Source organism: Pantoea sp. T14 (assembly GCF_036663535.1).
Classification (GTDB): domain Bacteria; phylum Pseudomonadota; class Gammaproteobacteria; order Enterobacterales; family Enterobacteriaceae; genus Pantoea; species Pantoea phytostimulans.
Genome location: NZ_JAWUEB010000011.1, coordinates 1 through 23385, shown reverse-complemented (window position 1 = coordinate 23385; position 23385 = coordinate 1). Strand labels below are relative to the sequence as shown.

Annotated in this window: 22 protein-coding genes and 1 tRNA gene; 2 read left to right on the top strand and 21 right to left on the bottom strand. The window is 51.3% G+C overall.

Annotation, left to right across the window (positions count from 1 at the left end):
• Positions 1-42 precede the first annotated feature (42 nt).
• From ybeD to leuS, 11 genes are all read right to left on the bottom strand, one after another.
• Complete coding sequence (ybeD, locus tag SC127_RS03790) at positions 43-306, bottom strand: DUF493 family protein YbeD (protein WP_215847365.1); 264 nt, start codon at positions 304-306, stop codon at positions 43-45.
• Between the two features lie 98 nt (positions 307-404).
• Positions 405-1616, bottom strand: a complete 1212-nt coding sequence (gene dacA, locus SC127_RS03785; protein ID WP_243078351.1) for a D-alanyl-D-alanine carboxypeptidase DacA — start codon at positions 1614-1616, stop codon at positions 405-407.
• 127 nt (positions 1617-1743) lie between these two features.
• Positions 1744-2832 carry an endolytic peptidoglycan transglycosylase RlpA gene (rlpA, locus tag SC127_RS03780; RefSeq protein ID WP_243078350.1) on the bottom strand — a complete coding sequence of 363 codons (1089 nt, stop codon included), beginning with the start codon at positions 2830-2832 and terminating at the stop codon, positions 1744-1746.
• A gap of 10 nt (positions 2833-2842) precedes the next feature.
• On the bottom strand, positions 2843-3955 hold the full coding sequence (gene mrdB / locus SC127_RS03775; protein WP_215848319.1) for a peptidoglycan glycosyltransferase MrdB: 1113 nt from the start codon (positions 3953-3955) through the stop codon (positions 2843-2845).
• A gap of 8 nt (positions 3956-3963) precedes the next feature.
• Complete coding sequence (mrdA, locus tag SC127_RS03770; RefSeq protein ID WP_243078349.1) at positions 3964-5868, bottom strand: peptidoglycan DD-transpeptidase MrdA; 1905 nt, start codon at positions 5866-5868, stop codon at positions 3964-3966.
• Positions 5869-5902: 34 nt separating this feature from the next.
• Positions 5903-6373, bottom strand: coding sequence for a 23S rRNA (pseudouridine(1915)-N(3))-methyltransferase RlmH (rlmH, locus tag SC127_RS03765; protein WP_215847363.1), 471 nt, complete (start codon positions 6371-6373; stop codon positions 5903-5905).
• A 3-nt stretch (positions 6374-6376) separates the two neighbouring features.
• Positions 6377-6694 (bottom strand): ribosome silencing factor, encoded by a 318-nt coding sequence (gene rsfS / locus SC127_RS03760; protein WP_215847362.1) that lies wholly within the window; start codon positions 6692-6694, stop codon positions 6377-6379.
• 134 nt (positions 6695-6828) lie between these two features.
• Positions 6829-7473 carry a nicotinate-nucleotide adenylyltransferase gene (gene nadD, locus SC127_RS03755; protein WP_215847361.1) on the bottom strand — a complete coding sequence of 215 codons (645 nt, stop codon included), beginning with the start codon at positions 7471-7473 and terminating at the stop codon, positions 6829-6831.
• On the bottom strand, positions 7466-8497 hold the full coding sequence (holA, locus tag SC127_RS03750) for a DNA polymerase III subunit delta (protein WP_215847360.1): 1032 nt from the start codon (positions 8495-8497) through the stop codon (positions 7466-7468). The genes nadD and holA overlap by 8 nt, the downstream gene beginning before the upstream one ends.
• Complete coding sequence (lptE, locus tag SC127_RS03745) at positions 8494-9093, bottom strand: LPS assembly lipoprotein LptE (protein WP_215847359.1); 600 nt, start codon at positions 9091-9093, stop codon at positions 8494-8496. The genes holA and lptE overlap by 4 nt, the downstream gene beginning before the upstream one ends.
• 14 nt (positions 9094-9107) lie before the next feature.
• Positions 9108-11690 (bottom strand): leucine--tRNA ligase, encoded by a 2583-nt coding sequence (gene leuS / locus SC127_RS03740; protein WP_243078348.1) that lies wholly within the window; start codon positions 11688-11690, stop codon positions 9108-9110.
• 222 nt (positions 11691-11912) lie between these two features.
• Here leuS and SC127_RS03735 point away from each other — a divergent pair, with 222 nt between their 5' ends.
• Complete coding sequence (locus SC127_RS03735) at positions 11913-12395, top strand: zinc ribbon-containing protein (protein ID WP_332625297.1); 483 nt, start codon at positions 11913-11915, stop codon at positions 12393-12395.
• A gap of 46 nt (positions 12396-12441) precedes the next feature.
• Here SC127_RS03735 and SC127_RS03730 read toward each other — a convergent pair whose 3' ends face one another.
• From SC127_RS03730 to miaB, 9 genes are all read right to left on the bottom strand, one after another.
• Positions 12442-13167 (bottom strand): amino acid ABC transporter ATP-binding protein, encoded by a 726-nt coding sequence (locus SC127_RS03730; RefSeq protein WP_332625295.1) that lies wholly within the window; start codon positions 13165-13167, stop codon positions 12442-12444.
• Positions 13168-13845 carry a glutamate/aspartate ABC transporter permease GltK gene (gene gltK / locus SC127_RS03725; protein ID WP_215847356.1) on the bottom strand — a complete coding sequence of 226 codons (678 nt, stop codon included), beginning with the start codon at positions 13843-13845 and terminating at the stop codon, positions 13168-13170.
• Complete coding sequence (locus SC127_RS03720; RefSeq protein ID WP_243078347.1) at positions 13845-14585, bottom strand: amino acid ABC transporter permease; 741 nt, start codon at positions 14583-14585, stop codon at positions 13845-13847. Before SC127_RS03720 ends, gltK begins: the two co-directional genes overlap by 1 nt.
• A 155-nt stretch (positions 14586-14740) precedes the next feature.
• Entirely contained in the window at positions 14741-15637 is an 897-nt protein-coding gene (locus SC127_RS03715) for an amino acid ABC transporter substrate-binding protein (protein ID WP_215847355.1), read from the bottom strand.
• A gap of 447 nt (positions 15638-16084) precedes the next feature.
• Positions 16085-17608 carry an apolipoprotein N-acyltransferase gene (lnt, locus tag SC127_RS03710; RefSeq protein WP_332625293.1) on the bottom strand — a complete coding sequence of 508 codons (1524 nt, stop codon included), beginning with the start codon at positions 17606-17608 and terminating at the stop codon, positions 16085-16087.
• Positions 17609-17612: 4 nt separating this feature from the next.
• Entirely contained in the window at positions 17613-18494 is an 882-nt protein-coding gene (gene corC, locus SC127_RS03705) for a CNNM family magnesium/cobalt transport protein CorC (protein WP_243078345.1), read from the bottom strand.
• Positions 18495-18575: 81 nt separating this feature from the next.
• On the bottom strand, positions 18576-19049 hold the full coding sequence (gene ybeY / locus SC127_RS03700) for an rRNA maturation RNase YbeY (protein ID WP_332625290.1): 474 nt from the start codon (positions 19047-19049) through the stop codon (positions 18576-18578).
• Positions 19046-20107: a PhoH family protein gene (locus SC127_RS03695; protein ID WP_215847352.1), complete on the bottom strand. Its 1062-nt coding sequence runs from the start codon at positions 20105-20107 to the stop codon at positions 19046-19048. The genes ybeY and SC127_RS03695 overlap by 4 nt, the downstream gene beginning before the upstream one ends.
• A gap of 209 nt (positions 20108-20316) precedes the next feature.
• On the bottom strand, positions 20317-21741 hold the full coding sequence (gene miaB, locus SC127_RS03690; protein ID WP_215847351.1) for a tRNA (N6-isopentenyl adenosine(37)-C2)-methylthiotransferase MiaB: 1425 nt from the start codon (positions 21739-21741) through the stop codon (positions 20317-20319).
• A gap of 175 nt (positions 21742-21916) precedes the next feature.
• Here miaB and ubiF point away from each other — a divergent pair, with 175 nt between their 5' ends.
• Positions 21917-23089 (top strand): 3-demethoxyubiquinol 3-hydroxylase, encoded by a 1173-nt coding sequence (gene ubiF, locus SC127_RS03685; protein ID WP_332625287.1) that lies wholly within the window; start codon positions 21917-21919, stop codon positions 23087-23089.
• Positions 23090-23308: 219 nt separating this feature from the next.
• On the opposite strand, the gene SC127_RS03680 is transcribed toward ubiF, so the two are convergent.
• Positions 23309-23383, bottom strand: a tRNA-Gln gene (locus SC127_RS03680).
• Positions 23384-23385 lie beyond the last annotated feature (2 nt).

Sequence of the window (23385 nt, the reverse complement as noted above, 5' to 3'; positions counted from 1 at the left end):
TCGGCAAACAGTAAGACCAACTCCCTTTGCCGACGTTATCATTTACAGCACCATACGAACGATTTCGATCTTGCCCAGCTCTTCGTACAGCTTTTCCACCTGCTCAATGTGCGTGGCGGTAATAGTAATATTGACGGAGTGATAGTTGCCCTTGCTGCTCGGCTTCACTTCGGGAGAATAGTCGCCGGGCGCATGGCGCTGCACCACTTCAACCACTTGATCAACCAGCTCCGGTTGTGCCAAGCCCATTACTTTATAGGTAAATGGGGTAGGAAATTCGAGCAGTTCATTCAGTTTGGTTTTCATATTGACTCCGGTGCATAAAAAAGGCTCCCGCCTGAGCGGGAGCATCATAATAACGTGATATGGGGGCGCTGTGGCGACTTTTCAATCGCCCGCAGAGATTAGCCGAACCAGTGATGGAACATCAGTTTGATGTAGTCCACGATACGGCTGAAGAATCCACCTTCAGTGATTTCGTTTAACACCACCAGCGGGCGCTGATCGATGGTTTTACCGTCCAGCTGGAAGTTAATGCTACCCACAACCTGATTTTTCTGCAGCGGTGCGTGCAGCTCAGTATTGTTCAGCACATAGCTGGCTTTCAGATCTTTCATCCGTCCACGTGGAATGGTCAGGTAGGCATCTTTATCTACGCCCAGCTGAACACGATCGCTGTTACCAAACCACACCGGCTCGGAAGCAAACTCTTTACCTGCTTTCAGTGGCGCGACGGTTTCAAAGAAACGGAAGCCCCATGTCAGCAACTTTTTGCTTTCGGTTTCACGACCTTTATAGGTATGTCCACCCATTACGGCAGAGATCAAACGCATCTGGCCTTCGGTAGCAGAAGCGACAAGGTTATAGCCCGCTGCGTTGGTATGACCGGTTTTGATCCCATCAACATTCAGGTTAGTGTCCCAAAGCAGACCATTACGGTTCATCTGACGGATATTGTTGAAGGTAAATTCTTTTTCTTTATAAACCGCGTATTCATCTGGCACATCGCGGATCAGTGCTTGACCAATCTTCGCCATATCGCGTGCTGAACTGTATTGACCTTCCGCATCCAAACCGTGAACCGTCTGGAAATGGGTGTTTGTCAGGCCGATGGCTTTTACGTAGTTGTTCATCAGGTTAACGAACGCATCCTGGCTACCGGCAACGTAATCGGCCATCGCCACACAAGCATCGTTACCTGATTGCAGCACAATGCCGCGCGTCAGCTGTGAAACCGGAACACGATCGCCAGGCTTTAGGAACATCAACGAAGAGCCTTTAAACACGGGATTACCGGTTGCCCAGGCATCCTGACCCACAGTAACAATATCGTCCTGATGGATTTTGCCAGATTTAACCGCTTGTCCAATCACATAGCTGGTCATCATTTTGGTCAGACTGGCGGGATCGCGACGCGCATCAGCATTCTTTTCGGCTAACACCTTACCTGAATGGTAATCGATGAGCACATAAGCTTCGGCATCAATGTCCGGTACGCCCGGAATCATAGTCTTGAGATTAACATCATCAGCAATAGCGGCATGGCTGAGAGAGAAAGCGATCAGTGATCCCACTGTCAGGCGTTTCAGCAAACGAGATGATTTCAGCGTGTTCATGTATAGGACTACAACATCCGTGGTTTTAAGGTTTAAAAAGATAACTCATCATAACAAATGCCTGATTTACAGGCATCTGGCTTAATGAATGGGTTGTTAGCAGACGTTACGACTAAGGTGATTTACATCACATTTCGTGACGCGCGCTGGTAATGAACGACGTAATTTGTGCCTCGGTATTTAATCGCTGTTGTAACGCAGCTGCTTCAGCGCGGGTTTTAAACCCGCCAAGTTGCACACGATAAACGTTGCCTGAAGCTTCAACGGCGCCGGGCACGCCAAAGCGCTGGCTTAAGCTTTTTTGCATTTGCTGCGCCCGAGCGGGATCGTTTAATGCACCGACTTGTACAACATAGCCGACCACCGGATGCGCGCTGTTACTGGATGAGGCAGGGCTGGCAGCAGATGCTGCGGCAGCGGTCGCGATTACTGGAGCGGGCTGCGGCTCGCTGCCCTCCAGTACGCCATTGGCTAGCGGTTGAGGGGCGCCAAGAAAGCCGCTGCTTTGAACCGGTGCGCCCATATTATCGCTGCTTTGCAATGTGCTGTTGCTGATAGCCTCAACGTTTTGCGGAGCGGGTTCTGATTGCGCTGCGCTGCCGCCGTTCATCACCGATCCGCCGCTCAAATCAGGGCGAGCAGGAAGTGAGTAGCTTTGCTTAGCGACAACGGTACCGATGGTGCCGGGTCCCGAAAGAGTGCCATCTGGTGCCACGTTAATGTAGTCAACGCGTACGCGAGAATTGTTGGAAATGTTGAGGCGATCTCCTGCGGCACGCGACAAGTCAATAACGCGACCTGGCGTATAGGGACCACGATCGTTAACGCGTACCACGATTTGACGACCATTGGCGATATTGGTCACACGAACATAGCTTGGCAGCGGCAGGGTTGGATGCGCTGCCGTTAAGGCATCGGGATCGTAGCTTTCGCCCGTTGCCGTACGATTGCCTTTTGCTTCATCACCGTACCAGGCCGCTATACCAACCTCGCTGAAATTCTGAGGATTTTGGTTGATGCGGTAGGTTTTGCCATTGACGCTGTAATCCTGGTTGGTGCCGGGATTGACGGGCTCATAACGCGGTTCCACACCAGGAATTTCAACCACCGGGCCATTATAAGCCGGTTGCGGCGGCGCACTATTTTGCGGTTCCGGGGTGGAACAGGCAGCCAAAATCATTGATGCCAGTGCAACGCCAAGCCAATCCTTACGCATCTGCAGCCTCTTAAACACTTTTAGATAACATTTTTCGGTGAGTATGGATCGACATCACAATGCCGAATCCCGCCATAAGTACGATCAGCGCAGAGCCGCCATAACTGACCAACGGCAACGGAACGCCAACCACCGGTAAGATACCACTAACCATGCCAATGTTAACGAAAACATAAACGAATAAAATCAGCATTAAACCACCCGCCATCACGCGGCCAAACGTGGTTTGCGCACGTGCTGCGATAATCAAACCGCGCATGATCAACAACAAATAAAGCGCCAGCAAAGCCAGCACGCCAACAAGGCCTAACTCTTCTGCCAGCACCGCAAAGATGAAGTCAGTATGACGTTCGGGTAAGAATTCGAGTTGTGATTGCGTACCTTCCAGCCAGCCTTTGCCACGCAGGCCACCAGAACCAATGGCGATTTTGGACTGGATTATATGATAGCCGGCTCCCAGCGGGTCACTCTCGGGATCAAGCAACATCATCACGCGGTCGCGCTGATAGTCATGCATCAGGAAGAACCACAAAATAGGTATGAAAGCAGCCACCAGCAATACTGCGACGCCAATTAATTTCCAGCTCATACCGGATAAGAACAGAACAAATAAACCTGATGCCGCCACCAGAATTGAGGTGCCAAGGTCAGGCTGTGCCGCGACCAATAGCGTAGGCACAAAGATTAGAATCAAGGCGATGCCGGTATTTTTCAGTGTAGGCGGGCAGACGTCGCGGTTGATAAAACGCGCCACCATCAGCGGTACAGCAATTTTGGCGATTTCCGAGGGCTGAAAACGCACCACGCCCAGATCCAGCCAGCGTTGCGCACCTTTACTGATTTGACCAAAAGCATCGACTGCTATCAGTAAGATGACGCAAATAATATAGAGATAGGGCGCCCAGCCTTCATAAACCCGCGGTGGAACCTGCGCCAGGACGATCATGATTACCAGGCCCATGACAATCTGGCCAATTTTACGCTCCATCATGCCAGGATCTTGCCCGCTGGCACTCCAGATAACGATGGCGCTGTAGGTCAGCAGACCTAAAATAACTAACATAAACAATGGATCGATATGGATACGCGTCCAGATCGATCTTTTTTGCGGACTATCGTTCATGGACATGATTATTCACCTTCATAGCCGGGCGGCGTGGGCGCTGCGTCCGGCAGGACAGTATTGTTATCACCTAACATAATGTGATCCAGAATCTGGCGCATCACGGTACCGACCGCCGGGCCAGCGCCGCCGTTTTCCAGAATGATCGTCACGGCAACGCGTGGTTTGTCGTAGGGGGCAAAGGCTGTCATCAATTTGTGATCACGTAAGCGTTCGGCAATTTTATGCGCGTTATACGTTTCGTTCTCTTTCAAACCGAATACCTGCGCCGTACCTGATTTGGCCGCGATTTTGTAAGGTGCATCCGCGAAGCTTTTGTGTGCAGTACCGTTTGGGCGATTGGCAACACCATACATGCCATCTTTAGCAATTTCCCAATAACCTGAATGGATATCACCAATAGGGGCCGAGGGTGCCTGACGGTAAGGCACTATCGTACGGCCTTCGCGTGTGGCGCGCAGCATATGCGGCACTTTAATCTCGCCATCGTTAATCAGGATCATCATCGCTTTATTCATCTGCAAGGGCGTGGCCGTCCAGTATCCCTGACCAATACCAACAGGAATGGTATCGCCTTGATACCACGGTTTTTTAAAGCGCTTCTGTTTCCATTCGCGCGTCGGCATGTTGCCCGCGCTTTCCTGTGGAAGGTCAATACCGGTGCGATGACCATAACCAAACTTGTTCATCCATTCGGAAAGGCGGTCAATACCCATGTCATAAGCGACCTGATAGAAAAAGGTATCGGCGGATTCTTCCAACGATTTGGTCACATTGAGGCGGCCATGTCCCCATTTTTTCCAGTCGCGGTAACGCTTTTCAGAACCGGGAAGTTGCCACCAGCCTGGATCGAACAGGCTGGTATTACGATTGATCACACCGGCACTTAAGGCAGAGACGGCGACATAGGGTTTAACGGTTGACGCTGGCGGGTAAGCCGCTTGTATCGCACGGTTGTAGAGCGGACGGTTTTCATCGGCCAACAAGGCGCGATAATCTTTTGACGAGATGCCATCAACAAACAGGTTCGGGTCATAGCTTGGCGTTGATACCATCGCCAATATTTCGCCGGTACGCGGATCGCTAACCACGACCGCCGCACGGCTTCCCGCCAGCAGCGTTTCAATATACTGCTGCAGTTTAAGATCGATGGTGAGATAGATGTCGCGGCCCGCCTGTGGCGACTCCTCATGCAGCTGACGAATCACGCGGCCGCGGTTGTTTACTTCAACTTCTTCATAACCTGTCTTACCGTGCAGCAGATCTTCATAGAAGTTTTCGATGCCCAACTTGCCGATATCATGAGTCGCTGCGTAGTTTGGCCATTTACCTTCTTTATCAAGGCGAGCGACATCGCGATCGTTGATCTTCGACACGTAACCCACAACGTGCGTCAGCGTCTGACCAAAAGGATAGTAGCGACGTTGGTAGCCTTTAACTTCGACGCCGGGAAAGCGATATTGATTAACAGCAAAGCGGGCAACCTGAATATCATTCAGGCCGGTTTTAACCGGAATTGAGGTAAAGCGTCGTGAGCGCTTGCGCTCTTTTTCAAAGGCTTCAAGATCTTCGTCGCTGAGATCGAGCACCGGACGTAAATTTTCTAACGTCTGTTTAAGATCATCGACCTTTTCTGGTACTAACTCAGCCTGATAAATAGTGCGGTTCGACGCCAGCGGCGTACCGTTGCGGTCATAGATGATGCCGCGACTGGGCGCAACCGGCACCAGTTTGATGCGGTTTTCGTTTGAGCGGGTACGGTAATCGTCGAAACGTAAAATCTGCAGGTGGTACAGGTTGACCACCAGCACGGAGGAAAGCACTAAAATACCGACGAAAGCGATCAACGCCCGGCGGACAAAGAGTTTCTGTTCGGCGCTATAATCGCGAAAGGCGTTGCTTTGTAATTTCATCCGCTACTTGTAAGGTCTGATGTGGGCTTATCGGTCATTCACGATGATAAGGGTGATTTGCCGTAATGCTCCATGCACGATAAAGACTTTCAGCAACCAGCACGCGCACCAGCGGATGGGGTAGCGTCAATGCTGAAAGCGACCAACTCTGCTCGGCCGCAGCTTTGCAGGCGGGCGCTAAACCTTCCGGGCCGCCAATCAGCAGGCTGACATCACGTCCATCCTGCTTCCAGCGCTCCAGCTGCTGCGCTAATTGTGGCGTTTCCCACGGATGTCCGGGGATATCCAGCGTAACAATGCGATTGCCTTTGCCGACCGCCGCCAACATCGCTTCACCTTCTTTTTCAAGAATGCGTTTGATGTCAGCATTTTTCCCACGCTTACCCGCCTGAACCTCAATCAATTCCAGCGGCATATCTTTGGGAAAGCGACGCAGATATTCCATGAAACCGGTCTGCACCCAGTCGGGCATTTTGGTGCCAACGGCAACGAGCTGCAGTTTCACGCGTTAGCTCCAGAGTTTTTCCAGTTCATACAACTGGCGACTCTCTTCCTGCATGATGTGCACAATAACTTCACCCAGATCAACAATGACCCAATCGGAAGCATTTTTACCTTCAACCGACAGCGGCGCCATACCCGCTGCGCGAGATTCCTGCGCAACGTGCTCGGCAATCGAAGAGACATGACGTGTCGAGGTGCCGGTGCAGATAATCATGCAATCGGTGATGCTGGATTTACCTTGCACATCAAGTGCAATGATGTCCTGGCCTTTAATATCATCGATTTTATCGATAACGAACTCTTGGAGTGCTTTACCTTGCAAAAGGTTCCCCTCAAAACTGGTGATGGTGGACCGGCTGAAAGCCCGGATAGTGCTCAGAATAAATGATGCACAGACTAAATGATGTACGGAATGACGCAGCCAAAAATCAAGCGGCGCAGTATAGCATGGGGAAATCAGTCGCGATATAAGCCAGCGCGGTCGATATAGGCAATAACGGCGGCAGGCAGAAGATCATCACAAGCGAGGTTCTGATGGCGGCGCTGACGGATTTCAGTAGCGGAAATATTATACAACGGCGTTTCAGCCAGCCAGATACACCCTGCTGCCCGTTGATGCAGTTGCTGAACATCCTGCGTGATATGGTCATCAAGCCACGCCTGCATCTCGGGCGAATCCATTTCAGTGGCATAGCCAGGGCGTTTACAGACCAGCAGGTGACACAATGACAACAAATCTTGCCAGCGATGCCATTTTGCCAGCGTAAGCAAAGAATCCTGGCCAATAATAAAACCCAGCGGCTGCTGTTGGCCACGCTCAGCGCGCAGGGTTTCTAGCGTCGCGACGGTCCACGATGGCGTTTCACGTTGCAGTTCGCGCGTATCAATCTCAAACAGCGGAAGCGTTTCGGTAGCGCAACGCAGCATATCAACGCGCTGTGCGGCACTCGCTTCTGGCTGAGGACGATGTGGCGGCACGTTATTGGGTAACAAGGTAATGCGTTTTAATCCAACTTGTTGCGCCAACGCTTCAACAGGGCGCAAATGGCCAAAGTGAATCGGGTCAAAGGTGCCACCAAACAGCGCGTGTAGTTCAGACATGAGCAAAACTCGTTGGAAAGGCGCGGCTGGAAATCAATAACGACAACGTTTCGAGCTGTGGCCAAACAGGCTGACCATAATCTTGCTTTAAGGTTATCTCGATCTGTGCCAGCAAATGAATGGCGCGCTGTAAACGGACAGCATCCAGTCTTTGTAGTGCTTCGGTAAACAAAGCGCGACGATTTTGCCAGATGCGTTGTTGATCCATCAGCGTGCGCAGCGGCTGTTGCGTCTGATGGCGCTGCAAGTGCAGTAATGTCAGCAGATCGCGTTGCAGCGTGCGCATTAAAATTACCGCTTCGCTATCTTCTTTTTCTAACTGATGAAGGATATGCAGGGCGCGGCGGCTTTTACCCGCCAGCAAAGCATCCACCCAGTGAAAAGGGGTAAAATGTGCGGCATCGCTTACGGCTTCTTCAACGCGCGGCAAAGTGAGTTTGCCGTCGGGCCACTGCAGCGATAAACGCTCCAGCGCTTGTGCCAGCGCCAGCAAATTACCTTCATAGCAGTAACACAGCAGCTGCACGGCCGCGTCATCGATGTTTAACTGCATCGCTTTAGCACGGTTAACAACCCAACGTGGCAGCTGCGCCTGCTCTGGCGTCTGACAGGGTACTAACACAGCGTGCGCCGACAACGCTTTGAACCAGGCGCTGTTTTCCTGAGCTTTGGTCAGTTTTGCCAGACGGCAAATCAACAGAATATCAGCATGCAGCAGGCCAGACAGCTTGAGTAGTTGCTCTGCCATCGCCGCATTGGGGCCATTTTCGGGAAAGTGTAGCGTCAGGGTTTGGCGTTGTGCAAACAGGCTGAGCGACTGGCAGCTGACAAACAAACTGTCCCAGTCGGTGTGAGCATCCAGCGTGAAGCTGAAATGCTCTTCAAAGCCTTGCGCATTCGCGGTGACGCGGATGGCATCGGCACTCTCCTGCAACAACAAAGGTTCGTTACCGGCTAACAAATAACAGGCGCGCAGCCCCTCACGAAGCTGCGCGCTGAGTTGTTCAGGATAAATCCTGATCATTGCAAACTGGTAGCAGAGGAAGAGGGCACTTCCGCTGAATCTTCACCCGGCACCGGAATGGACGATTCAGGTAATGTCTCTTTGTTGTTGATTTGCGCAGCATGCACGGTAAGCAGCTTACGCACCAACTGCTCTGCAGCACGTTGACGCATCTCCTGAACGATCAAGTCCTGCTCGGCATCTTTTGCCAGCGCCGCATTCGGATTATCAAAGAAGGAGCGATAAACCGTGGTGCTGATGGGATAGATGCCTTTACCCGGCAACAGGACCTGCGCAGTTACCGTCATCACCAACTGATATTCTGCGGTGGTGCCGCTGATAAATACCGAAGCGGTGTCACGACCTTGCCTTTCTCCGCCAAGACGCAGCGTGGGGATATCGATGCGGTTCTGCTTAGTGTCCTGAACAATATTGACGTTATTAAGGCGCAGCTGCTGACGCACTGTACGTGTCAGCGGACCATAAGGATCGCCAGAGTTAACAATCAGCGTTTTCAACTCAGACGGCACCTGCGTGGTGCCGCGTGGATGAAAACCACAGCCAGCGGTGATCAACACCGCCAGCGTGACAAACAGCCTGATAATCGGATGTCGCACAGTTCCTCCTGAACTTAACCTACGACCAGGTTAAGCAGTTTGCCCGGTACATAAATCACTTTACGAATAGTCACGCCGTCAAGGTACTTCGCCACCAAATGTTCTTGCGCAGCGCGTGCCTGAACTTGCTCCTGAGTTGAATCGGCTGGAACGGTGATTTTACCACGCACTTTACCGTTTACCTGGACCACGACTAACAGTGAATCTTCAACCATTGCCGCTTCATCGGCTACTGGCCAAACTGCATCATCAATCGAGCCTTCGCCACCCAGCGTTTGCCACAGAACGTAGCACGCATGCGGAGTGAAAGGATAAAGCAGACGTGTAACCGCCAGCAGCGCTTCGTGCATCAGGGCGCGATCTTGTTCGCTCTCCTGCGGCGCGCGCGCCAGTTTGTTCATCAATTCCATGATAGCCGCGATCGCCGTGTTAAACGTCTGACGGCGACCAATGTCATCGGCGACCTTGGCGATGGTTTTATGCAGATCGCGACGCAGCGCTTTCTGATCATCGTCCAGGCTGGCCACATCCAGCGCCACAGTGGCACCTTTTTGCGTGTGATCAAACACCAGTTTCCACACACGCTTCAGGAAGCGGTTAGCACCTTCGACGCCTGATTCCTGCCATTCCAGTGTCATTTCTGCTGGCGAAGCAAACATCATGAACAGACGCACGGTATCCGCACCATAGCGCTCAACCATCAGCTGGGGATCAATGCCGTTGTTTTTTGACTTCGACATTTTGCTCATGCCAGCGTAAATCACTTCGCGGCCCTGATTGTCAACAGCCTGAGTAATGCGGCCTTTCTCATCACGCTCAACGGTGACATCAACCGGAGAAACCCAGTTGCGCTCGCCATTGACGCCCAAATAGTAGAACGCATCTGCCAGTACCATGCCTTGACACAGCAGGCGTTTAGCCGGTTCGTTCGAGTTAACCAAGCCAGCATCGCGCAGCAATTTGTGGAAGAAGCGGAAATACATCAGGTGCATGATGGCGTGTTCGATACCACCCACATACTGATCAACCGGCAGCCAGTAGTTTGCAGCAGCCGGGTCCAGCATGCCTTCGTTGTAGTTAGCGCAGGTATAACGTGCGTAGTACCACGACGATTCCATGAAGGTGTCAAACGTGTCGGTTTCGCGCAGCGCAGGTTGGCCGTTTACCGTGGTTTTTGCCCACTCTGGGTCGGCTTTGATTGGGCTGGTGATGCCATCCATGACGACATCTTCCGGCAAAATCACGGGCAGCTGATCTTCTGGCGTTGGCATCACGGTGCCATCTTCCAGCGTTACCATTGGGATCGGCGCACCCCAGTAACGTTGACGAGAAACGCCCCAGTCACGCAGACGATAGTTTACTTTGCGTACGCCAACGCCTTTCGCTGCTAACGCTTCAGCAATGGCATTGAAACCGGCAGCATGATCCAGACCGCTAAATTCACCGGAATTGAACAGCGTGCCTTTTTCAGTCATCGCTGCCGCGCTGACGTCAGGCTCGCTGCCATCAAGGTTCAGGATAACCGGCTTGATTTGCAAATCGTACTTGGTCGCAAATTCCCAGTCGCGCTGATCGTGACCCGGAACGGCCATGACCGCACCGGTGCCGTATTCCATCAGCACGAAGTTAGCGACCCATACTGGAAGGGACTCACCCGTCAGCGGATGGATAACAGACAGGCCGGTAGCCATGCCTTTTTTCTCCATGGTCGCCATATCGGCTTCAGCCACTTTGGTGTTGCGACATTCGGCGATAAAGTCAGCCAGAGCCGGGTTATTCACGGAGGCTTGAGTGGCTAAAGGGTGACCTGCGGCAACCGCTACGTAAGTTGCACCGATAAAGGTGTCTGGACGCGTGGTGTAGACGGTGACTTTTTCTTCACTGTTAGCCACGTCAAAAGTGATTTCTACACCTTCCGAACGGCCAATCCAGTTACGCTGCATGGTTTTGACCTGCTCAGGCCAATCTTCCAGCGTATCCAAATCGTTCAGTAATTCTTCAGCGTAGTCGGTGATCTTCACGAACCACTGCGGAATTTCTTTGCGCTCAACTTTGGTGTCACAGCGCCAGCAGCAGCCATCAATAACCTGCTCGTTTGCCAGCACTGTTTGGTCGTTCGGGCACCAGTTCACCGCCGACGTTTTTTTATAAACCAGGCCTTTTTCGTACAGCTTGGTGAAGAACCACTGTTCCCAGCGATAATATTCTGGCTGGCAGGTCGCTAGCTCACGGCTCCAGTCATAACCAAAGCCCAGCAGTTTTAACTGGTTTTTCATGTAGGCGATGTTGTCGTAAGTCCACGGCGCAGGTGCGGTGTTATTTTTTACCGCTGCACCTTCTGCAGGCAGACCAAACGCATCCCAGCCAATCGGCTGTAACACGTTTTTGCCGAGCATACGCTGATAACGCGCGATTACGTCGCCGATGGTGTAGTTACGAACGTGACCCATGTGTAGGCGGCCAGAAGGATAGGGCAACATGGAGAGGCAATAATATTTCTCTTTACCTTCCTGCTCAGTCACTTTAAACGTTTCGTTTTCATCCCAGTGCTGCTGCACGCGGGATTCAATCTCTTCCGGGCGGTATTGCTCTTGCATGGCTGCCTGTGGTCCTTAATGAATAACACTTTGCTTACTTTAAGATCCGCATAGCATACCCATAAGGCCGCGTATCAACAACACTTCCCACTTTCGCTGGCGTGATTTCTGCTTAAAGCGCCTGAGCCTTCACCCTTTTGTCATTCGTCCCTCAGACGACACGGCAAATATGCCAAAACGTCTAAACTTAGTGCAGGCATTGAGCGCATAAAGGAGAATTAAATGAACAAAGTGGCTCAGGAATATCGCGAGTCGTTAGCGGTTTTGACCGAGCGCCTTCGCCATGGCGATCGTGACGTTGATACGCTGGTTGCGGAACGGCGTAGCCAGTTGCTCGCCAGCAGTGACCTCAGCGTTGGTGAAGTCGATCAGGCGCTTTCATCGGTTCGGCGAGATTTAGAAGAGTTTGCACGCAGCTATGCTGAAGTTGAGGAGCCGTTAGGTGATTCAGTGTTTATGCGAGTGATTCGTGAAAGCGTGTGGAAAGAGTTGGCTGACATCACCGATAAGAGCCAGCTGGAGTGGCGGGAGGTGTTTCAGGATCTGCATCACCATGGCGTATATCAAAGTGGTGAAGTGGTGGGGTTAGGAAATCTGGTGTGTGAAAAGTGCCAGTTTACACGGGCAATTTACACCCCCGAAACCTTGTCACGTTGCCCGGAATGCGGGCACGATCAGTTTCAACGCCAGCCGTTTGAACCTTAATTTAAATGTTTGATAAAACAGGCGGGCCTCACAGCCCGCCTGTTTTTTAGTGCAGGATTTTAGCGAGGAAGTCTTTAGCGCGATCGGATTGCGGATTGTTAAAGAAGTCATCTTTATTGGTGTCTTCGATAATTTTACCTTCATCCATAAAGATCACGCGGTTAGCCACTTTACGCGCAAAGCCCATTTCGTGGGTTACCACCATCATTGTCATGCCTTCCTGTGCCAGTTCGACCATCACGTCCAGCACTTCATTGATCATTTCAGGATCGAGCGCTGAGGTCGGTTCGTCAAACAGCATGGCAATGGGATCCATGCAGAGCGCGCGGGCAATCGCCACACGCTGCTGTTGACCACCAGAAAGCTGGCCTGGAAATTTTTGTGCATGTGCTGCCAATCCGACGCGAGTCAACAGCTTTAGGCCTTTATCACGCGCTGCGGCTTTGTCACGTTTCAAGACTTTGACTTGTGCCAGCACCAAATTATCGATGATGCTGAGATGCGGAAAGAGTTCGAAGTTTTGAAACACCATGCCGATCTGGCTGCGTAACTTGGCCAGGTTAGTTTTCTTGTTGTTTACTTCGGTTCCGCTCACCGTGATGTTGCCTTGCTGAATCGGCTCCAGTCCATTGACGGTTTTGATCAAGGTTGATTTACCAGAACCGGACGGTCCACAGACCACCACCACTTCACCGGTTTTCACTTCGGTTGAGCAGTCGGTCAGCACCTGAAAGTGACCATACCACTTAGAAACATTTTTCAGGTTAATCATTTAAACCGTCCTTTTTCTTTTTAGATAACTGACCAACAACGACGCGCTCAGGCTGATAACGAAGTAAACCAGACCGGCAAACAGAACCATTTCAACCTGGGTACCGTCACGCTCACCAATGGTAGAAGCGGTACGGAAGAAGTCAGCCAGGCTCAAGACATAGACCAACGACGTATCCTGAAACAGCACGATACCTTGCGTCAGCAGCAGCGGTACCATGGCGCGGAACGCCTGCGGCAGGATGATAAGTTTCATCGACTGCCATTGCGTCATGCCCAGCGCCAACGCCGCATTACCCTGGCCGCGTGAGATACTGATGATCCCGGCACGGATAATTTCTGAATAATAAGCGGCTTCGAACAGTGAAAAAGCCACCATTGCCGAAATCAGGCGAATATCGGTTTTCGGCGATATTCCCAGAACCTGCTGTAAGAAGCTCGGCACCACCAGATAAAACCACAGCAGCACCATCACCAACGGCACTGAGCGGAACAGGTTGACGTAAAGTTTGGCGAACCAGCTGATGGGCTTGAAAGTAGATAAACGCATTACTGCCAGCAAGGTGCCCCAGATAATGCCGAAGATCACCGCGGTGAGAGTGATTTTGAACGTGATAACCAAACCGTTTAGCAGGTAGGGCAGGCTGGGAGCAATGGAGCTCCAGTCAAATTCGTACATTATTTCCCTCCTACATTGCCAGGCAGACGCACTTTGCGCTCTACAAAACTCATCAACAGCATGATCACCAGGTTAATCGCCACGTAGGCCAGCGTAATAGCCGTAAAGGATTCATAAGCGTGTGCGGAATAGTCGAGCAGTTTGCCCGCCTGTGCAGCCATATCTACCAAGCCAATGGTCGAAGCGATAGCAGAGTTTTTCACCAGGTTAAGCATTTCCGATGTCATCGGCGGCACAATCACGCGATACGCATTCGGCAGTAACACATAACGATAGGTTTGCGGCAGGGTTAGCCCCATCGCCAAACCGGCATTTTTTTGTCCGCTTGGCAGCGACTGAATCGCCGCTCGTACCTGCTCGCAGACGCGGGCCGCGGTAAACAGGCCAAGACAGATCGTAGAGGAGATGAAAAATTGAATGTTGGGATCCAGCTCGGCTTTAAACCACATCCCTAAGTTTTCACCCACCAGTTCCGGTGCCACCAAGTACCAGAAGAAAAACTGAACGATGAGCGGGATATTACGAAACAGTTCCACGTAGCACGTACCAATGGTCGACAACAGACGATTGGGTACAGTGCGCAGAATGCCGAAAAATGATCCTACACAGAAGGCGATAATCCAGGCACAACAGGAGACGGCGATCGTCACCTGAAAACCGGACCACAGCCAGCCAAGGTAGGTCGTGTTACCGAACGGGGCCTGTTCGAGAAAAATGCCCCAGTTCCAATCGATACCCATAACGAGCTCCGGTAAAAAAGGGTAGCTAAGCTACCCTGAAGATTGATGAACGGCTTTTACTGCCTGTTTCAGGGGAACGACCTGTTACAGGTTTGTCTGTCCATGCCGCGGTTTCAGCAATCGAGAGGGCAGCGCGGCTGCCCTTGTTATCATTGTTAATTCAGTGCCTTGTCGTTAGGCTCTTTAAACAGGGCTTTCATGTCATCAGACAACGCAAAGTTCATGTTCAAATTCTTTGGTGGGATCGGCTGCTTGAACCAGGTATCAAACCATTTTTCTGCCTGACCAGAAGACTGCGCTTTAACGATAGTGTCATCCACCAAGGTTTTGAACTGTGGATCTTCTTTACGCAGCATGCAGCCATAAGCTTCTTTCGATTGCGGCGTGCCTAAAATTTCCCAGTTATCAGGTTTCTTCGCTTTTGCACGTTCGCCTGCCAGTAGTGCATCGTCCATCATGAAGGCCACAGCGCGACCGGTTTCCAGCGTGCGGAAAGAATCACCGTGATCTTTAGCGCTGATAATGCGCATTTCCATTTTCTTCTCATCGTTCAGCTTATGCAGCAGAACTTCAGAAGTCGTACCGGATGTCACGACCACAGTTTTGCCTTTGAGGTCGGTGAAATCTTTAATCGGACCGCCTTTTTTCACCAGCAGGCGCGTGCCGATCACAAAAATGGTATCGGAGAAGGCGGCCTGTTTCTGACGCTCAAGGTTGTTGGTGGTTGATCCACACTCAAAATCGTAAGTCCCGTTCTGTAACAGAGGGATACGGTTTTGTGAAGTGATAGGGATCATTTTGACCTGCAGGTCAGGCTTGTTCAGCTTCGCTTTGATGGCTTCTACAATGGCGTTGGAATAAGCCTGAGAATAACCGACGACTTTTTGCTGGTTGTCATAGTAAGAAAAGGGAACTGATGATTCACGGTGCCCGACGACAATGACATCATTATCATTAATCTTTTTCAGGGTGCCGCTGAGATCTTCCGCTTGGGCCGCTCCAGCTGCTGCGCTTAACAGCAGAAGAGATAATGCCACTTTGCGTATCTGCATGTTCCAACTCCTTCGTATGGAAATTGCACAGAATTTATCCTGTGCTGATTATGATGTTGTGTGTATTTTCTGCTGCTTTTCTGGTCATCCCACAGCGCAAGCGCGCTCAGAATAGTCACTAACATAGCGGATTGTTAACGTGATGAAACAAAAAAGTTTCTTTTTTGCGAGGCGATTCGCACCAAAAAAAGGCAAAAACACATCCATGCGCGATAGCGGTGCGCGGGATTGATTTCTTTTGGTGCAGACGGCCTGACAACGCGTCATCAAATGGTATGTCTGCGAAAACTCCTGAGTTAAATAGCAATCATCGTGCCAGAAAGCGCGATCGAGTAGATGAGGATGCAGAGACGTTGGTAGCGGAGGGTGACGAAAAGAGGTGGGATACAGAGATTATGAGAAGAAAAAACGGCGAAGGAGCCTTCGCCGTTTTGCGTTGAGATAAACCTAACGCCGACGGCAGATAACAGCAATAAGCGCCGCTAAGGCCGTTAATATCCAGACTGGCCAAACGCCAGCGCGTGCATAAGGTGTTTCACCGGTAGTGGGCGTGACTTTTTCAGTTAATACGCCGCGGGTAAACTGCGACAGCATCTTCTCAACATCGCCATTGGCATTCACTACTGCGGTCACGCCATTATTGGTGCTACGTAACAGCGGGCGGCCTAATTCCAGTGCACGCATTCGCGCCATCTGGAAATGCTGCCACGGGCCGATTGAGTGCCCAAACCATGCGTCATTCGATACCGTTAACAGGAAATCAGTATCGGGACGTAAATTGGCGCGTACCTGTTCGCCCAGCACAATTTCATAGCAAATCGCGCTAGTAAGGTGGTAGCCCGCCACGCTCAGTTGCGGTTGAATATAGGCACCGCGACTGAAAGAGGACATTGGCAGATCAAAGAACGGCGCTAGCGGGCGGAGTAAATCAGCCAGCGGCACGAATTCGCCAAAGGGAACCAAATGGTTTTTTTGATAACGATTGGCGCTGAAGTAGTTATAAGGCTGTTCTCCACCCAACGCGATTACTGTGTTGTAGTCGTGGTAGCGGTTCTGCTCCAGACGTGAATCAACGATGCCGGTAATCAATGCGCTGCCACGCTGGTGTAATTCATCATCAAGTGAACGCAAAAACGCTTGCTGGTTGCTTTCTAAATCAGTGATAGCAGACTCAGGCCAAATAATGATCGGCGCTTTGCCCATCAGCGGCTGACTCAGGCTGGTGTAAACGCGTAGCGTATTCAGTAATTGCTGAGGATCCCACTTCATCGACTGCGGGATATTACCTTGTACTAAAGCCACTTCAACGCTGCGCTGAGGCAGCGGTTGAACCCACTGGATGTAGCGTAGAGGCCAAGGCAGTGCCAGTAATATCAAGCCGGCAATCAGGCTTTTACCGCTGCGTTGTTGCAGAGCATGCACCAGCAGGCCAGCAATAATCATCAGCAGGAAGGTCAGCGTTTCTACCCCGGCCAGCGGAGCAAGCCCTTTCAGCGGACCATCAATCTGGCTGTAACCAAATTGCAGCCAAGGGAAGCCAGTTAGCACCCAACCGCGTAAGAACTCAGTGATTTGCCACAATGCTGGTGCGGCTAGCGCCAGACGCCACAATGTAGCGCGCGGCCAAAATCGATTGAGCAAACCTGCAAATAATGCGGGGTAGATAGCTAAATAGGCGGCCAGCAGAACCACCAAGAAAATATTCACCGGTCCTGGCATGCCACCAAAGGTCGCGATGCTGACGTAAACCCAGTTTATGCCGCTACCAAACAGACCAAAACCCCAAACGAAGCCGATGACTGTAGCCTGCGGGCTGGTTCGATTGAGCGTCAGGAGCTGCAGGCCACACAGCGAAAGCAGCGCAGCAGGCCAAAAATCATAAGGGGAAAAGGCGAGGGTGCCAAAGGCACCCATAATTAAAGCCAGCAGAAGGCGTACCCGCTGACGCGAGTAGAGAGAGGCTAAAACCATAAACTTATTCGTCATCCAAGTGAGGTAGCGGCGAATTTTCCGGAATTGTTACGTGAACCTGGATGATACGGCGGCTGTCAGCCATCGCGACTTTGAAATGGTAACCATCAATGTCAATACTTTCCCCACGTGCGGGAAGGTGGCCGAATCCCTGCATCACCAGTCCACCGATGGTGTCGACTTCATCATCGCTGAACTGCGTGGCAAACACCTCGTTAAAATCTTCTATTGGCGTCAATGCACGCACAGTGAAGGTTTGACGGTTTAGCTGGCGAATATCACGATCTTCTTCTTCGTCATACTCGTCTTCAATCTCACCCACGATCAACTCAAGAATGTCTTCAATGGTGACTAAACCTGAAACACCACCAAACTCATCGATGACAATCGCCATGTGATAACGCTGCGAGCGAAATTCTTTCAGCATGCGGTCAACGCGCTTACTCTCAGGCACCACAACCGCAGGACGCAGCACTTTTTCCATGCTGAACGGTTCTGATTCACTGCTCATAAATGGCAGCAAATCTTTTGCCATTAAGATGCCTTCGACATGATCTTTGTCTTCGCTGATTACTGGAAAACGCGAATGCGCGGATTCGATAATGAGCTCAAGGCACTCTTCGAGGTTCTGATTGCGTTTGAGAGTGATCATTTGCGAGCGTGGAATCATGATGTCACGCACGCGCTGTTCTGCAATGTCCAATACACCTTCGAGCATGTCGCGGGTATCCTGATCGATCAGGTCTTTATGATTGGAATCGCGGATCAGCTCCAGCAGTTCGTCACGGCTTTTTGGTTCACCGTGAAACAGTTGGTTGATCAACAGGGAAAAAAATCCCTTTTTACTACTGGGTGCATCGCTGTTTTGAGAATGGTCATCGCTCATGGCGGTTTTTGTCGAGCTCTCTGATAAGAAAATAAAACTGTCAGCGTTAGTGCTAACAGCAGGATGACCTGAACCAAAGGCTCAAGCGTCTTCTTTCTCCGAAATGTACGGATCGGGATACCCAAGAGCAAGCATTATCTCGGTCTCGATTCCTTCCATTTCTTCGGCTTCTTCGTCTTCAATGTGGTCATAGCCCAGCAAATGCAGCGTACCGTGTACCACCATATGCGCCCAATGCGCTTCAACAGTTTTGCCTTGTTCAGCAGCCTCTTGCTCGACAACCTGACGACAAATGATCAGATCGCCAAGCAGCGGCAATTCAATACCGGGTGGGGCTTCAAACGGAAATGACAGCACATTGGTCGGCTTATCTTTACCGCGATAAGTCAGATTAAGCTCATGACTTTCTGCTTCATCAACCAGACGAATAGTGACTTCACTTTCTGGTTGAAAGGGCATAACCGCCGCTTCCAGCCAACGCTGGAACTGTACTTCTTCCGGCAAGCCCGTGGTGTGCTCGCAGGCGAGTTGAAGATCAAGGATTACCGAACTCATTTGCTCTCCTGCGCGGCAACATGCGCCGCCAGCGCTTCACGTTTACGCTCTTCAGCCTGTTGATCGCGACGTTTTTGATCGGCTTCTTCCCAGGCTTCATAGGCGACAACGATGCGTGCGACCACGGGATGACGGACAACGTCTTCGCTATGGAAGAAGTTGAAACTGATCTCTTCCACTTCTGAAAGCACCTCAATTGCGTGGCGCAGGCCAGATTTGGTGTGACGCGGCAAGTCTATCTGCGTGACGTCGCCGGTAATCACCGCTTTTGAATTAAAGCCGATACGCGTCAGGAACATTTTCATCTGTTCGATGGTGGTGTTCTGGCTCTCATCCAGGATGATGAACGCATCATTGAGCGTACGGCCACGCATGTAAGCCAGCGGCGCGACTTCGATAACGTTGCGCTCCATCAGCTTTTCAACGCGTTCAAAGCCCAGCATCTCAAACAGCGCGTCATAAAGAGGGCGCAGGTAAGGATCGACTTTTTGGCTGAGATCGCCTGGCAGAAAACCCAGTTTTTCACCCGCTTCCACGGCGGGGCGCGTCAGCAGAATACGACGGATTTCCTGACGCTCCAGCGCGTCAACTGCCGCAGCCACCGCCAGATAGGTTTTACCGGTACCCGCCGGGCCGACACCGAAGGTGATGTCATGGTCGAGGATATTCGCGATGTACTGCGCCTGATTAGGCGTACGCGGCTTAATGACGCCACGTTTCGTTTTGATGTTCACCGCTTTGCCAAAATCAGGCACGCTTTCTGCGGTTTGTTCCAGTACACGACTCTCTTTGATCGCCAGGTGAATTTTTTCTGGCTCGATATCGGGGATATCACCGCGAACGGGGGCCGTGTCAACGTAGAGCGTTTTAAGGATATCTGCCGCCGCGTTCACGCACAGCGCGCGTCCAACTAACTTGAAGGCATTGTCACGGCGATTGATTTCAATGCCCAAACGACGTTCCAGTTGTTTAATATTGTCATCAAATGGACCACACAGGCTCATCAGACGGCGGTTATCGGCCGGTTCAAGGGCGATTTCACGAGTTTCGATATTCAAACGAATCCTTTGGGTCACTGAGGGCCAGTTGAAATGGGGGTTTGACGCACCGTTTGGCTTAAACGAATGCGCCATAACGAAATTATTTATGTCGTAAAGCCTGGACGCAAGCTTCAGAAAAGATATTTGGGCGGCTCTTTCAGAAACCAAGTGCAACAAACTGAATTTGGCGGCAGCACTGCGCGCGCTGCCGCAAAGTAAAGCAGGGATCAAGGCTGGAAAGTACCTACGCCGATTTCGTTCTCTTTACGCGTACGCGCAATGACCGACGCCGGGCTTTCAACAACGCGTAGACCCATCTCATCCTCAGTGCGGACCAGTTTGCCACGCAGCGAATTGGTATAGACGTCGACAATCTCGACATCGACAAATTTGCCTATCATCTCTGGCGAGCATTCGAAGTTAACCACGCGGTTGTTTTCAGTGCGTCCCGTCAGTTCCATCACGTTCTTACGCGAGATGCCTTCAACCAGAATGCGTTGCACGCTGCCCAGCATACGGCGGCTGATAGCCAGTGCCTGCTGGTTAATACGATCTTGCAGAATCCACAGACGCTGCTTTTTCTCTTCTTCGCTGACGTCATCGGGCAAGTCCGCTGCTGGCGTGCCGGGACGTGCAGAATAAATAAAGCTATAGCTCATGTCGAAGTTGATGTCGCCAATCAGCTTCATGGTCTGCTCGAAGTCCTGCTGCGTTTCGCCAGGGAAGCCGATGATAAAGTCAGAGCTAATCTCAATCTCCGGGCGTGCCGCGCGCAGCTTACGGATAATCGCTTTGTACTCCAGTGCGGTATGCGCACGTTTCATCAGTGTCAGAATACGATCAGCACCGCTTTGCACCGGCAAATGCAGGAAGCTCACCAGTTCCGGTGTATCGCGATAAACCTCGATGATGTCATCGGTAAATTCGATGGGATGGCTGGTGGTGAAGCGAATACGGTCAATGCCGTCGATAGCAGCAACCAGACGCAATAACTCTGCAAAAGTGCAGACATCACCATCAAAGGCTGCGCCACGATAGGCGTTAACATTTTGACCCAGCAGGTTGACTTCGCGAACACCTTGCGCAGCCAGTTGGGCAATTTCCAACAAAATGTCGTCGCTCGGACGGCTTACTTCCTCGCCGCGGGTATAAGGCACCACACAGAAAGTACAATATTTATTGCAGCCTTCCATGATGGAAACGAAGGCGGTTGGGCCTTCTGCACGCGGTTCTGGCAGACGATCAAATTTCTCAATTTCAGGAAAGCTGATATCAACAACCGGGCTTTTGCTTCCGCGTACGGTGTTAATCATTTCTGGCAGGCGATGCAGGGTTTGTGGACCAAATACGATATCCACGCAAGGCGCGCGCTGGCGAATATGATCCCCTTCCTGTGACGCTACGCAACCGCCGACGCCGATGATCAAATCAGGGTTGCGCTCTTTTAACTTTTTCCAGCGGCCCAACTGGTGGAAAACCTTCTCCTGCGCTTTCTCTCGGATAGAGCAGGTGTTAAGCAGCAGGATATCCGCCTCTTCAGCTTCCTCAGTCAGCGTGTAGCCATGCGTACTGTTCAGCAGGTCAGACATCTTAGATGAATCGTACTCATTCATCTGACATCCCCAGGTTTTGATATGCAGTTTTTTTGTCATCGAACTAGCCATTGATTCAGAGCAGTGAAGTGCAGGGCGCGTATTGTAATGCTTTGATGCTGTTGTGACCAGCCTAAGGGCTTTTCTGATCGTGCCGGATTTTTTCCGGTACACTTTGCTTAATCGGTCCCGCTCGCTGCTGAAGCTGGCGGAGAAAAGTAAAAGGATATGAGCAATGCAGGATAATCAGTTTGATGTCGTGGTGGTCGGCGGTGGCATGGTCGGAGCAGCACTGGCTTGCGGATTGGCGCTGGAAAAATTTCGCGTAGCAGTGATTGAGCGCGCGGAGCCGGCACCGTTTGTGGCTGACAGCGAGCCTGATATTCGTATTTCTGCCATTGGTTCTTCTTCTGTAGCCATGCTAAAGCAGCTTGATGTCTGGTCACGTATTGAGGCCATGCGCTGTGCGCCGTATCGCAAGTTAGAAACCTGGGAATGGCAAACCGCGCAGGTCAATTTTGATGCGGTGTCGCTGGGATTGCCAGAATTAGGTTTTATGGTGGAAAACGGTGTTTTGCAGCGGGCTTTATGGGAGCGGATGCAGCAGCTGGAGGTTACGCTGATCTCACCGGCAACGTTAGAAAATCTACAACAAGAAAACGGCGGCTGGCGGCTGAATCTCGATAATGGCCAAACTTTACATGCGCGTCTGGTGGTGGGGGCAGATGGTGCCAATTCTCAGGTGCGGCAGATGGCGGGCATTGGTATTCATGGCTGGAGTTATGCGCAGTCATGTTTATTGATTGGTGTAACTTGTGAACACCCCGCAGGCGATACAACATGGCAGCACTTTACTCCGCAAGGCCCACGTGCTTTTTTGCCGCTCTATGGTAATCATGCTTCGCTGGTTTGGTATGACTCGCCAACGCGCATTCGTCAACTACAGACGATGGCACTGCCACAGCTAGAAAAAGAGATTGCTGCCCATTTCCCTGCGCGTTTAGGCCGCTTTAAAGCGCACGCTGCGGGCGGTTTTCCGCTGGTTCGCCGTCATGCTTCTCGCTATGTTCTACCGGGGTTAGCATTGGTGGGTGATGCAGCACATACCATTAATCCTCTGGCAGGACAGGGCGTAAACCTTGGTTATCGCGATATTGACGCCTTAATTGATGTGTTGAGCGAATCGCGTAGTCAGGCAGAAGATTGGGCCTCTGAACGCGTGCTGTTACGTTATCAACGACAACGACGCAACGATAATTTGTTGATGCAAAGCGGCATGGATCTATTCTATTTCGCCTTTAGCAATCATCTGCCACCGCTTAAATTTATACGTAACCTTGGGTTGATCGCTGCAGAGCATTCCGGCGTGTTAAAACGTCAAGCGCTGCGTTATGCATTAGGGCTGTAATGACAACGAAATAATGGGTGGATCTGCGTAGAGGATGAAACGCGTTGAAATCTGGCGCCTCTGGATATAGGGACATTCTATTTCTTGAATTTTAATGTTCAGGGTGTAGAGGCGTTTTTTGATATGTCGATGCTGTGTGGTAAGTGTGCGGCTATTGAAAGATGATCTGCAACAGACAGAAACAATAAAGCCCGCAAAAGCGGGCTTTATTATGCAATTTGGCTGGGGTGCAGGGATTCGAACCCCGGAATGCTGGTATCAGAAACCAGTGCCTTACCGCTTGGCGACACCCCAAT

What these genes read in the sequence shown, in the direction of transcription:
- leuS (WP_243078348.1), bottom strand. Translation starts at nt 11,690, where the DNA reads ATGCAAGAGCAATACCGCCCGGAAGAGATTGAATCCCGCGTGCAGCAG.
- dacA (WP_243078351.1), bottom strand. Translation starts at nt 1,616, where the DNA reads ATGAACACGCTGAAATCATCTCGTTTGCTGAAACGCCTGACAGTGGGA.
- rlpA (WP_243078350.1), bottom strand. Translation starts at nt 2,832, where the DNA reads ATGCGTAAGGATTGGCTTGGCGTTGCACTGGCATCAATGATTTTGGCT.
- ybeY (WP_332625290.1), bottom strand. Translation starts at nt 19,049, where the DNA reads ATGAGTTCGGTAATCCTTGATCTTCAACTCGCCTGCGAGCACACCACG.
- mrdB (WP_215848319.1), bottom strand. Translation starts at nt 3,955, where the DNA reads ATGAACGATAGTCCGCAAAAAAGATCGATCTGGACGCGTATCCATATC.
- gltK (WP_215847356.1), bottom strand. Translation starts at nt 13,845, where the DNA reads ATGTACGAATTTGACTGGAGCTCCATTGCTCCCAGCCTGCCCTACCTG.
- SC127_RS03715 (WP_215847355.1), bottom strand. Translation starts at nt 15,637, where the DNA reads ATGCAGATACGCAAAGTGGCATTATCTCTTCTGCTGTTAAGCGCAGCA.
- nadD (WP_215847361.1), bottom strand. Translation starts at nt 7,473, where the DNA reads ATGTCTGAACTACACGCGCTGTTTGGTGGCACCTTTGACCCGATTCAC.
- miaB (WP_215847351.1), bottom strand. Translation starts at nt 21,741, where the DNA reads ATGACAAAAAAACTGCATATCAAAACCTGGGGATGTCAGATGAATGAG.
- ybeD (WP_215847365.1), bottom strand. Translation starts at nt 306, where the DNA reads ATGAAAACCAAACTGAATGAACTGCTCGAATTTCCTACCCCATTTACC.
- mrdA (WP_243078349.1), bottom strand. Translation starts at nt 5,868, where the DNA reads ATGAAATTACAAAGCAACGCCTTTCGCGATTATAGCGCCGAACAGAAA.
- SC127_RS03720 (WP_243078347.1), bottom strand. Translation starts at nt 14,585, where the DNA reads ATGGGTATCGATTGGAACTGGGGCATTTTTCTCGAACAGGCCCCGTTC.
- ubiF (WP_332625287.1), top strand. Translation starts at nt 21,917, where the DNA reads ATGCAGGATAATCAGTTTGATGTCGTGGTGGTCGGCGGTGGCATGGTC.
- SC127_RS03730 (WP_332625295.1), bottom strand. Translation starts at nt 13,167, where the DNA reads ATGATTAACCTGAAAAATGTTTCTAAGTGGTATGGTCACTTTCAGGTG.
- holA (WP_215847360.1), bottom strand. Translation starts at nt 8,497, where the DNA reads ATGATCAGGATTTATCCTGAACAACTCAGCGCGCAGCTTCGTGAGGGG.
- corC (WP_243078345.1), bottom strand. Translation starts at nt 18,494, where the DNA reads ATGAGCGATGACCATTCTCAAAACAGCGATGCACCCAGTAGTAAAAAG.
- lnt (WP_332625293.1), bottom strand. Translation starts at nt 17,608, where the DNA reads ATGGTTTTAGCCTCTCTCTACTCGCGTCAGCGGGTACGCCTTCTGCTG.
- SC127_RS03735 (WP_332625297.1), top strand. Translation starts at nt 11,913, where the DNA reads ATGAACAAAGTGGCTCAGGAATATCGCGAGTCGTTAGCGGTTTTGACC.